Origin of the sequence: Mycolicibacterium peregrinum (assembly GCF_001665625.1) — a bacterium.
Taxonomy (GTDB): Bacteria; Actinomycetota; Actinomycetes; order Mycobacteriales; family Mycobacteriaceae; genus Mycobacterium; species Mycobacterium peregrinum_B.
This window is the reverse complement of record NZ_LZSY01000122.1, coordinates 39,071-50,090: the sequence shown is the minus strand read 5'-3', so window position 1 is coordinate 50,090 and position 11,020 is coordinate 39,071. Positions and strand designations below refer to the sequence as shown.

The window sequence follows — 11,020 nt, the reverse complement described above, 5'->3', positions numbered from 1 at the left end:
GTGCTCGCCGAAGTCACCGTGAACGACTGCCCGCGCAGTTCGGCGGCCGCACCCAACCCGACCTCGGCGGTGTGCGGGTAGTAGGTGTATCTCGTCCGCTCGCCGACCAGGTACGGCCGCCAGCGGGTCATGGTCTCGAGGATGTTGAGGTCGGCCAGGGGCAGCCCGTTGTACTTGTCGGCCTCGCCGAACCACAACGCGGTGAGCTCGGCGAGTTTGTCCGGCTGTTCCTCGGCCAGGTCGTGACACTGGCTCCGGTCGGCCTCGATGTGGAAGAGCTCCCAGCGGTCGGCGTCGAAGTGGGACCAGCCCGACGGGGTCGCGGCATGCACGGTGTTGGCGAACCACCCTTTGTGCCAGATGCCCCGGGTGCCGAGCATGGTGTAGAACTGGGTTTCCTTGCCTGTCGGCGCGTCCGGGTTATCCAGTGCCACTTTGAAACTCACGCCGTCGAGCGGTTTCTGCGGAACCCCGCGCACAGTCGCCGGCGGTGTGATGTCGAGCAGGTCATAGACGGTCGGGGTGATGTCGCAGACATTGATGTAGTTGTCACGCACTGCGCCGTGGGAGCCAATACCGTTGGGCCAGGAGATGATTGCGGTATCGGCGATTCCGCCCTCGTGCGAGGCGTAGCGCTTGAACAGCTTGTAGGGCGTGTTGAACGCCATCGCCCAGCCGATCGGGTAGTGGTTGTAGGTCTCGGGCGATCCCAGCCGATCGATGAACCTCAGCCCTTCCTCAGCGGTGTCGATGTAGCCGTTGAAGAACTTCGTCTCGTTGACCGAGCCGTTCGGCCCGCCCTCTCCACTGGCCCCGTTGTCGGAGATCACCACGATGATCGTGTTGTCGAGTTGCCCTGTCTCCTCGAGGAAGTCCAACACGCGGCCGATCTGGGCGTCGGTGTAGGACAGGAACCCGGCGAACACCTCTGCCATCCGGGCGAACAACCGCTTCTCGTCGTCCGACAACGACTCCCACGGCCGGACGGTGTCCTGCGCGGGCCAAGGTTCTCCGTTGGGCCCCTTCACATCCGCATAGGGGTTGATCGGCGACAGCTCGGTGTCGGGCGGCACGATGCCGAGCCGCTTCTGGTTCTCCAGCACGATGTCGCGGTAGGCCTCGTAACCCATGTCGAACCGCCCGGCATAGCGGTCGGCCCACTCCTTGAACACATGATGCGGGGCGTGGCCGGCCCCCGGACACAGGTAGGTGAACCACGGTTTGTCCGGAGCGATCACCTTGGCGTCCCGGATGAACTCGATGGTCTTGTCGGCCAGGTCCTGCGAGAGGTGGTAGCCCTCCTCAGGAGTCGCGGGCGGATCGACCGGATGGTTGTCGTACACCAGGTCCGGATACCACTGATCGGTCTCGCCGCCCATGAATCCGTAGAACCGTTCGAACCCTCGCGAACACGGCCAATGTCGTTTGGTGGCAGCGAGGTTCGACTCCTCCAGCGGTGTCAGATGCCACTTGCCGACGCAGTAGGTGTTGTATCCGTTCTCGGCGAGCACCTCCGGCAGTAGGGCGGTCTCGTACGGAATTCTCCCGTTGCAGTTGGGGAATCCGTCGGTGAACTCCTCGATGGTGGCCATCCCGACCGTCGTGGCATTACGTCCGGTGAGAAGCGAGGCGCGGGTCGGCGAGCACAGCGCAGTCGTGTGGAACTGCGACAACCGCACTCCGCGTTGGGCGATGCGGCTCATCGCGGGCATGTCGACCAAGCCACCGAAGCAGTCCCACGTCGCGATGCCGGTGTCGTCCCACACCAGATACAGCACGTTCGGCGCGTCCTCGACGGCAGTGGGCGCCGCGAAGGGGCCCCAGTCCGGTTCGGAATCCCGGATGTCCAGTTCGATCTTGCCGTTGAACTGTGAGTTGAACGCTGAGTTGAAAGCGGTAGCCATGGCGACCTCACTCCGGTTGGCGATTCGGCACCGGTAAGACTGATCGCGCAGGAGGTTACACCTGCTAGCTGGTGTTTATCGGGGAAACTGACGGAGCCGACCGGCAAATTGCGGTATCCGGTTCATCGCTGAGACCTCTTAGCGGACCGGCCATCCGAGCCACGATGGGACTGCAGGCGGCCAGGGTCGCCAGCACCGCCGACACCACTACGGCCCCAGATGCGCCGTGCGCGTCGGCGGCCACGCCGGCAACGGCGGTACCCGCCGCCCCGCCCACCAGTGCCGCACTGTTGAGCCAACCGAACGCCTCGGCCGCCGAGTGCTCTTCGATCTCCCGCGACACCGTGAGGTACAACGCGGACATCGCCGGCGCAAACCCCAGTCCCGATACGAACAGAGCGCAGAACTGCAGCGCGAGGTTGTCGACGAGGCCGAACACGGCCGTTCCGGCGGCCACGATTCCCAATGCCGTCACAAGCCCGGCGAGCCCAAATCGCCGGTGCCCGAACACCAAGCCGCCGATGAGAGATCCCACGCTGGCCACCGCGATCGCGAGACCGGCGGTGACGCCGGTGCGTCCGAGGGCAGCGACGATGCCGACTTCCAAGGCCATGAAGGAGGCGACCAGCGCAAGGCTGGTGGCCATGGCGAGGATGACCGTCCGGTTGGCGATCACCCGGCCGAATGCGGATGCACCTTTGCCCGTGCGCGGCCGAAGTTGCCTGGCGCCCAGCAGAAACCACCCGGTGCCGACCACGGTGACGACCGCGGACGCCACCAGCGGGATCGCGGTCGACAGCGCAGAGGCGAGGAAGGTCGTGGCAACTGGGCCGGCAACCCAGATCAGTTCCTGTGCGGTGGTGTCGAACGCGAACAACGCCCGGACCCCGTCGCTCGGCACCAGCTGCGGGTAGAGCGCTCGGACCACCGGCATCAGCGGCGGTACAGATGCGCCGACGAGGAACCCAAGCATCAGCACCAGTGACGGGGCGCCACCGGCGAATGCCAACGCCAGCATGGCGGCGCTGTTCGTCAGGGCCGCAACGATCAGGGTCAACACCATGGCACGGCCGGCAAGGCGCGCGGTGAGAGGCATCGCCAGCGCTTCCCCGATACTGAGGCATGCCACCGCGGCGCCGGCCAGTGCGTAGGACCCGGTCTGGGACTGGACGTGCAGCAGGATCGCCAGATTGAGCATGCCCAGCGGCAGGCGGGCGAACAGCTGTGAAGCCGTCACGTTCAGTACCCCCGGCGCCCGGAGCACGTCGCGATACACCCGCATGACCAGCTTCTCCATGTGACTCGACCGACGTGACCCGGCCAAACTATACCGTCCAGACGGTACAGTTCCACAGCGTTGTCGTAAGCTCTCGGAATGGCTTCGTCGCGGGACCGCATCCTCGATGCCTACGAGGATGTACTTGCCGTCGAAGGCGAGCGCTATGCCACCCTCGACGCGGTGGCCGCAAAAGCGGGCGTATCGAAAGGCGGTCTGCTTTACCACTTTCCGTCGAAGGACCGGCTCGCCGACGCGCTGTGCGACCGACTGCTGACGTTGGCGGCCGACGACGTCGCACAGATGCGGACGGCTCCCGACGGGCCGGCCCGGTACTACATCCGGTCATCGCATTACGCCGGCACGCCGCTCGATCGAACCCTGGTGGCGGTGTCGCGATTGCAGCAGGCAGGCGACAACCACGCCCGCTCGGTCATCGAGACGGTCTCGGCGGACTGGTTGAACCTCCTGCACGACGCGCTCGGCGACCTCGATGTGGCCCGCGCGGTAAAGCTGATCGGCGACGGTCTGTATTACAGCGCGCTGCACCGCGCACTGGGCGGCCACGTGACAGAGGCCGCGCCGGACGACGGTTTGTTGGCAATCATCGATCGGATCACGGCGAACTCAGACGCCACTCGATGACCGAGCGGTGACCTGAGCCGGTTGCCGTCGCAGCCACGCCTGCAGCAGCAAAAGCGGAATCGTCCAGCCCAGCCATCCGACCACCCCCGCGACCAACCACATATATCGGTCTTCGTCGCCACCGAAGACACTGTCGCGCAACGGCTGGAAACTCAGGTACACCACGGGCGCCCAGATCCTGTTGGTGATGATCGACAGTGCCAGCGTGGCGCTGCGCAGCATCTGTCGCCGATGGGCGGCGAACCGGCGTTGCCGCGCCGCGACGAATCCGTCGACGGTGAACCAGAGCCAAAGCGCTCCCAGCGTCACGTTGCTGAGCGCCAGGATGGGGCCGAACGGAGTCGCCGCCCCGATCACCACCGCGCAGACGGCCGCCGGGATGGCCGTCGCGACGTAGACACGTCCCGTACGCCGGTGCAGCACCGGATGTCGACGGCGCAGGCCCGGCCAGATCTGCGCGACCGCGCACACCATCGCCACGCTCGCGAGCAGGACGTGCGCGACCAGCAGCGGGTAGTGCAGCCCGAATGTGGACTGCACCCGCGTGCCACCGGAGAGGTAAGGGGGCAGCGAATACGCGAGAAACCCCACGACCACGACCGCCAGCGCCGCCGACAGCCGGGTGGAGCGCTTTGATGCGTATGCCATACGCATTAGGGTATGGCATACGCATCCGGATGTCACTGATTACTCTGAGCGTTGATGACCGGCCCCGACACCCCGCTCCCCCGCGTGTTGCGCCTGCTCTGGGAACCTGACGCGGCGCCGCGGCGGGCGCGTGGACTCACCCGGGACGCGATCGTTGCCGCTGCCATCGAACTCGCCGACACCGACGGGCTCGCCGCCCTGTCGATGGCGCGGCTGGCCGAGCGGCTCGGGTGCGGCACCATGTCGTTGTATCGCCACGTGGCCAACAAGGACGAGCTGGTGACGTTCATGCTCGCCGCCGGGCCCGGCTCACCGCCTTCGGCCCCCGACGGCACGGATTGGCGTGGCGCACTGACGAATTGGGCAGAAGGACTATGGCGTGTCTACCACCGCCATCCATGGATCCTGCAGGCCGCGTCCGGCGGCCTGCCGGCGGATCCCGGCCAGCTCGCGTGGCTGGACGCCGGGCTGGCCGCCCTGTCCGGCACGGCACTGGCAGAACGCGAAAAGCTGACCGCGGTCCTCGCCGTGCTGATATTCACCCGCGGGTCGGCGGCATTGGCCATCGAGGCCGGCGACGTCGATGAAAGCGAGTACCCGGCCCTGCTCCGCCGGTTGGTGACCCCGGCCCAGTTTCCGGCATTGGCAGCCGCGATCGACGCCGGCGCACTCGATCAGCCCGACGACGACCAGATGACCGAATTCCGTTCGGGGCTGGATCAATTGCTGGACGGCATCGCCGCGAAAGCGGGCTGACCGGCTAGGCGCGCAAGCGGTCCAGTCGCAGCGAGATGCCGTCCAGCAAGAGCTCCAGGGCCGATTCACACCCGCTCCGCCGCATCGACTCATCGAGAAGGCGGCTGGTGGCGGCGATGTTCGGGTGCGTCTCGGCCGGCAATTGCGAGTAGGTGTCGCGCCACGTCTCGTCGTCTCGCTCGCGGTGTTCGGCCGGCAAGGCCTCGAAGGCGGCGTCGAGCGCCGCGAACCCCAGCATCTGGTCGATGAAGGCGTGATACACGTCGACAGCTTCCCGCTCGGGGAACCCGGCCGACCTCAGTAGCCCCAGAACCGTCTCGATGATCTGGATCTCGTGGGCACCGCCGGTCACCCGGCTCGCGGCAAGCACCCCGGCCTGCGGATATTCCAGGTAGACGCGGTGCACGCGCAGCCCGAGTTCCCGCATGTCGTCCCGCCACTGCCCCGTCGGTTCCCACCCTTCGGCCACGCGTCGCAGCAACTCGTCGGTGATGGCGAGCACCACGTCCTCGATACCGCGGAAGTAGCGGTACAGCGCGGTCGGATCAGCTCCCAACGCGAGACCGAGGCGCCTGACCGTCAGACCGGCGGCACCGTGGTACTGCAACACGCGCAGAGCGGCCTCGACGATGAGCTCCTCGGACAACACCACGCCCTGCTTCGTCTGCCGCCGCCGTCGCTTCGGCGATTCAGACTTCAACGTTCTGCCCATCGGCACTGCCTTCTTCGCGCTTACGTCAACGCCCTCGTGCCATTGTGCGACGTCGTCGCGCCTGACGCGCAGGAACACTATGCGACGAAGACTTTTCGCAGCGTCTCGCGGACCGTCCAGATGGTGCGTTGCCCTTCGTGCAACCTGACCAGACTGCCCGGACGCAGATCGACAGCCGGGGAACCGTCGTCGAAGGCGACGGTCGCATCACCGCTGAGAACGACGAACACCTCGTCTGCTTCCACGTCGCGGGAAACCCCTGGCGTGTGTTCCCAGACCCCGATCGTCACGTCCGACAGCGTGGTCAGGTCGCGATGCCCTGTCGTCGGCGTTCCGTCCACGACCAACTCGTCAGGAAGCGGGGCGTGCTCCAGTGCCAGGGCTGCGATGTTGACCGGGATGTTCACGAGTCGAACCCAAGCCCCACGGAATCGAGTGCCTTCAGCAGGACGTTGCGACGGCCCTGGCGATGATCGGCGCGGTCCAGCGACCAGCGCGTGGCCTGAATCCCGGCCGATGCCAACGGTTCCGGCGGGAACGGCAGGGGCATGGACCTGACCATTTCGAGCTCGGTGCGCGGAGTCGGCTTACCGGTGAAGCGGTCGAGCATGACCTCAGCCGCGAAACGCGTTGCCGCCACACCGAGCCCGGTGAAACCGGCGGCGTATCCGACGCGGTCGCCATAGGCGGAGCCGAAGAACGCGCAGAACCGCGTCGAGGTGTCGATCACGCCGGCCCAGCGGTGGCTGAAGCTGACGTCCTCAAGTTGCGGGAACGTCGTGAAGAAGTGACCGGCGAGGCGCCGATAAGTGGCGTCGCGGTCCTCGTACTGAGGCCGGATCCGTCCACCGAAGTGATAGATCGCGTCGTACCCGCCCCACAGGATGCGGTTGTCCTTGGACAACCGGTAGTAGTGGAACTGGTTCGACATGTCGCTGATGCCCTGCCGGTTGCTCCAACCGATTTCGGCCAGCTGGGAATCGGTCAGCGGTTCGGTCATCAACGCATAGTCGTAGACCGGCACTGTGTGGTAGCGGTAGCGCTTGAGCAGCGACGGAAAGCCGTTCGTCGCCAGGATGACTCGGTCGGCATGCACAGACGCGCGCTCGGTGCGCACCGACAGTGATCCGCCGCGACGATTCTGATCGAGCCCCAGCACCTTGCTGTACTCATAGATGTCCACGCCGAGTGCACCTGCGGCACGGGCGAGTTCACTCGCGAGCTTGGCGGGATGGACCAGCGCGGCAGCATCCTTCGACCACACCCCGGCCAGGTATGTGGGTGAGTTCACCTCGTCGCGGATGGCCCGCTGATCGAAGTACACCTGATCCGGCCGCAGCGCGGCGTCGGCCAGTTCGGCGGCCTGGTACGGCTCAACCGCGACCGCGATCGACCCGGTCCGTTCGAAGTCGCAGTCCAGATCCAGCGCATCAACAGTCTTCTCGATGGCGTCGAGATTCTCCACGCCGAGCCGGTCGAGAACGTCGATCTCGTCGGGCCATCGGCTGCGGCCGTTCTCGACGCCGTGGGTGAGCGAGGACTCGACGAACCCGCCGTTGCGCCCCGATGCCGCCCAACCGATCGTCTGCCCTTCGACGACGGCAACCCGGATACCGGGGTTCCGTTGCTTGGCCAGCAACGCCGACCACAGCCCGGTGTACCCACCGCCGACCACGACGAGGTCGTAGTGCGACGACGCGCTGGTCAGTACCGGGTAGTTGGGCTGATCCGGCATGTCGTCGAGCCAGAACGGCTGCAATACGGTGTTGGCCAGTGAGTGATCAACGAGGCTCACAGCAGGAGCGTTTCGTTCAAATGCGGTTTGCACGGGTTCTTCCTCGACGGGTGATGTGACACCAGTAAGAAGGATTTCCCGCACTACCTCAACGGTGTTGACGTAAGCGCAGCAGCTGCGGGATCAACACCCGCGTGTCGGGCACGAACGGCCAGGCCGGATCGGCCAGGTGCGCGGCGAGTTCCCCATCGGTCCACCACCATCCGTCCACGATCTCTTCGGGTTGATGGCGGATGGGGCCGTCCCAGCGCGCCTCGAACGCATACAGGTGACAGCGCATGGGTTTACCCGCCCATTGCCCGTCCCAGGCCGTCGACGCCAGTGCCGTCAACGGTGGGCCGCTGATGCCGAGTTCCTCGGCCAGTTCTCGGGTTGCGGCCTGCAGCGGCGTCTCCCCCGGGTCGACGACGCCGCCGGCCAGGCAATCGTGCATTCCGGCGAACACCGCCTTGGTCATGGTGCGCCGGTGCACGTAAATCCGGGTGCCGTCCGTCGAACGAACGAGCACGCCGGCGCTCGCGTGCCAGAGCCCCTCGGCGTACACCCGTGAACGGGGCTCCGCACCAACCGCATTGCCGTCGGCGTCATATACGGAGACGAGTTCGTCGGTCACGGCTTCACGCTAGCGGGCCGCCCGGTTGATGGCCTCCCGGCGGTTGGTCGCACCCAGTTTGCGGTAGATGGCGCGTTGGTGGGTCTTGAGCGTGTTCACCGAGATCGCCATCTTCCCGGCGATCTCCTGCATCGTCATCGGCGTGCGCAGGTAAGCCAGGATCTCCCGCTCACGCGGTGTCAGGCCGGCCACGCCAGAATCCGACCGGCGATGCTCGCTCGCCAGCAGGGCTTGCTCGACGAAATCGGGGTACGCGGTGTACGAGCGGTGAGCCGCCAGCAGTTCTTGGCACGCCGCATCGGGGTTGTCGACGAACTGGTAGCGCACGTGCTCCGGGCACGCCTCGGTCAACATCTCTTCCATCCGCTTGTGGGCCTGCTCAGCCTGACCGTGCTGCCAGGACAACAACGCCAGCGTGTAGAGCGCGTAGGCGGCGATGTACCCGGGTACCTGCGGCTCGAGCGCCTGCTGGGCCAGCCGACCAGCCAGGTCGAGCTCACCGAGACGACGGCACATCCCTGCCATGACTGCCGACACCATCGGAACATGTTGAGAACCAACCACACTCGCGGCAAGCTCCAGCGCGAGGTCACGATCGCCACGCGCTTCGGCGAGGCGGGCACGGCTCGCCGCCTTGTAGCTGACCCACGGCACACCGTGGGTATCGGCATCGGGCATGCGGGCCACGGCGGCCTCGGCGACGGCGAGCACAGCGTTGTCGCGCAGGGTCGCCGCACTGAAGGCCAGGAACATCCGTGACGTGTCGGGGTAGCCGACGCCGACGGTACCGCTCGATGGCACCAAATCCTCGACGGCCAGGGCCAGCTCACCATGCCAGAAGTGAATCCAGCCTGCCGTGAAGCGTTCGATACCGTCGCCGTCGTGCGACAGCCACAACTCAGGAGTGGACTCGTCGGATGACACCGCCAGGTGCAGCGCCTGCTGTGCACGGCCCAATTCGCCCGAGTGGGCCAGCGCGAAGGCAAGGCTCTGCCGGGCGCGGTGAGCAAGCTCGGGCAGCCGGAGGGCTGCGCACTCGTGCACCGCAGCCTCCAGATACTCCGAACCACGGGTTGGACTGCGTCGCATCCGCGAATCCGCCCAGCCCAGTACGAACAGCGCGCACGCATAGATGCGCGGCGCGACCAGATCGCGGTCTGACAACGCGACCTCGACGCGTCCCGCCGCACGGTCCATCGCTTCGCGGTCGTCAGAGATCAGGAGCTGCGTGAGATCGGCGATGAGGTCGAGTCGTCCCGGCGCCTGCTCCGACTGCGACATCCCCGCGGCCCGGTTGAACAACAGCGCCGCCGTGACGTCGTCGCCGGCCATGGCTCTGCAGCTGGACCGGATCATCAGGACCTCCGGGCTCTCACCGAAGGCTTCGGCGAGTCGCACGCACGCCAGATCGAGTGCACCAGAACGAGATTGCAGCAGGAGCTCGAGCCAGCTTTCGGCGACGATGTCGTATCCGACGCGGTCCTCACCCCGGATCGCATGTTCGACCGCCTCCAACGGGTAGCGCTGTGCCAGCTCGGCCGCTGCGAGCCGGTTGAGCCGTAACCACTCCTCGGGCCCGCGCCGCCTCAGGATCTCCTGGCAATGCTTGACAAAGATCGAATGCCATTGAAAGACAGCGCTTTCTCCTGATCCGATTCGTTCGAGGAACAATCCGGCGGCGACGCAATCGTTGAGCAGCCCCCCGCTGTCCGGGCGATCCGTGAGTACCCGGGCCAGTCGCTCGTCCACCCGTGGGCACACGGTGGCCTTCAACGCGAATTCGGCCAGGTCCGGCCGCATCCGCGCCAGCACCGCGGTGCCGATGTAATCGGTCAGGTCGACATCGTCGGAGAACGCCGCGGCCTCGTCACCGCTGACCAGCATGAGTCGCACCGCACCTGGCCAGCCGCCGCTCTCCGTCATGATGCGGTCGATGTCCTCGGACCGTGACGACGTGTCGCGTCGTTCGAGGAGAACCTGCACATCGTCGCGGGTGAAGGACAGGTCGGCCGAACCGATTACGGCAACCTTGTCGTGCACCCGCAGCCGCGCCCAGACGGGGCTCACCGGGTCGGTCGTGATCAGGACGAACCGCAACCACTGCGGACCGTTCTCGACCAGTTCCACCACATCGTCGTCACCCCATACCGACCGGGCGAACTGAAAGTCGTCGATCACGATGGTCACGTTCCGGCCCGGATCGATGGCCATGAGCGCGGCAACTGCCACGTCGTAGGTCGCCGAATCGAATGCCCCCGACAAGGACCGGCCCAGCGAGCTGTCTCCCGCGTCGCGTGCGCTGTTGAGCAGTGCAGTCAACATGCCGCGCAGCACATCGCTGCGGTCGTTGATCCGCTCCGTCAGTGTCAGCCATGCCACCGAGCCCGGTTCGGCCCGTTGACGCCCGAGGGTCCACTGTGCGACAGCGACGGTCTTGCCGAACCCAGAGGGAGCGGCGACGAGGACGGCGCGTCTCCCAGCGGTGTGCTCATCCAGCGTGCGGCCGATCGCCTGACGCGGCAACATCCCCGGGCTCGACGACGGTGTCGTGGCGAGAAACCACGGCACCGGCTGCATCGACGATGTTCCGGAGGGCTGCACGTTGATTCCTGTCGATCACTGTTGCCGGCACGGTGTGCTGCCCAGTGCGCGACAGAGCAGCACACCATTG

The 11,020-nt window shown here is 66.3% G+C and carries 10 protein-coding genes; 2 read left to right on the top strand and 8 right to left on the bottom strand.

The window, feature by feature from the left end; genetic code table 11:
- Positions 1-1,904: arylsulfatase (locus tag A5779_RS20775; protein WP_064885176.1), on the bottom strand; the 1,904-nt coding region annotated here is incomplete at its 3' end.
- A 64-nt stretch (positions 1,905-1,968) separates the two neighbouring features.
- Entirely contained in the window at positions 1,969-3,201 is a 1,233-nt protein-coding gene (locus A5779_RS20770) for an MFS transporter (RefSeq protein WP_236734832.1), read from the bottom strand.
- A 78-nt stretch (positions 3,202-3,279) separates the two neighbouring features.
- On the opposite strand from A5779_RS20770, the gene A5779_RS20765 reads away from it, so the two are divergent.
- Positions 3,280-3,825 carry a TetR/AcrR family transcriptional regulator gene (locus tag A5779_RS20765; protein WP_064885174.1) on the top strand — a complete coding sequence of 182 codons (546 nt, stop codon included), beginning with the start codon at positions 3,280-3,282 and terminating at the stop codon, positions 3,823-3,825.
- Here the strand turns inward: A5779_RS20765 and A5779_RS20760 are convergent.
- Positions 3,808-4,473 carry a DUF2306 domain-containing protein gene (locus tag A5779_RS20760; protein ID WP_064885172.1) on the bottom strand — a complete coding sequence of 222 codons (666 nt, stop codon included), beginning with the start codon at positions 4,471-4,473 and terminating at the stop codon, positions 3,808-3,810. The genes A5779_RS20765 and A5779_RS20760 overlap by 18 nt on opposite strands.
- A gap of 54 nt (positions 4,474-4,527) precedes the next feature.
- Here A5779_RS20760 and A5779_RS20755 point away from each other — a divergent pair, with 54 nt between their 5' ends.
- Entirely contained in the window at positions 4,528-5,229 is a 702-nt protein-coding gene (locus A5779_RS20755) for a TetR/AcrR family transcriptional regulator (RefSeq protein ID WP_064885170.1), read from the top strand.
- Between the two features lie 4 nt (positions 5,230-5,233).
- Here A5779_RS20755 and A5779_RS20750 read toward each other — a convergent pair whose 3' ends face one another.
- The 5 genes from A5779_RS20750 to A5779_RS20730 all read right to left on the bottom strand — a co-directional run bounded on the left by A5779_RS20750 (position 5,234) and on the right by A5779_RS20730 (position 10,950).
- A complete protein-coding gene (locus A5779_RS20750) occupies positions 5,234-5,941 on the bottom strand; it encodes a TetR/AcrR family transcriptional regulator (RefSeq protein WP_064885186.1) in 708 nt (235 codons plus the stop codon).
- 77 nt (positions 5,942-6,018) lie between these two features.
- The gene (locus A5779_RS20745) at positions 6,019-6,348 is read right to left on the bottom strand and encodes a cupin domain-containing protein (protein ID WP_064885168.1); all 330 of its coding nucleotides are present in this window, start codon (positions 6,346-6,348) and stop codon (positions 6,019-6,021) included.
- Positions 6,345-7,769: an NAD(P)/FAD-dependent oxidoreductase gene (locus tag A5779_RS20740; protein ID WP_064885166.1), complete on the bottom strand. Its 1,425-nt coding sequence runs from the start codon at positions 7,767-7,769 to the stop codon at positions 6,345-6,347. The genes A5779_RS20745 and A5779_RS20740 overlap by 4 nt, the downstream gene beginning before the upstream one ends.
- A gap of 55 nt (positions 7,770-7,824) precedes the next feature.
- On the bottom strand, positions 7,825-8,349 hold the full coding sequence (locus A5779_RS20735) for an NUDIX hydrolase (RefSeq protein WP_064885164.1): 525 nt from the start codon (positions 8,347-8,349) through the stop codon (positions 7,825-7,827).
- A gap of 9 nt (positions 8,350-8,358) precedes the next feature.
- A complete protein-coding gene (locus A5779_RS20730; RefSeq protein ID WP_131811667.1) occupies positions 8,359-10,950 on the bottom strand; it encodes a helix-turn-helix transcriptional regulator in 2,592 nt (863 codons plus the stop codon).
- Positions 10,951-11,020: the final 70 nt, after the last annotated feature.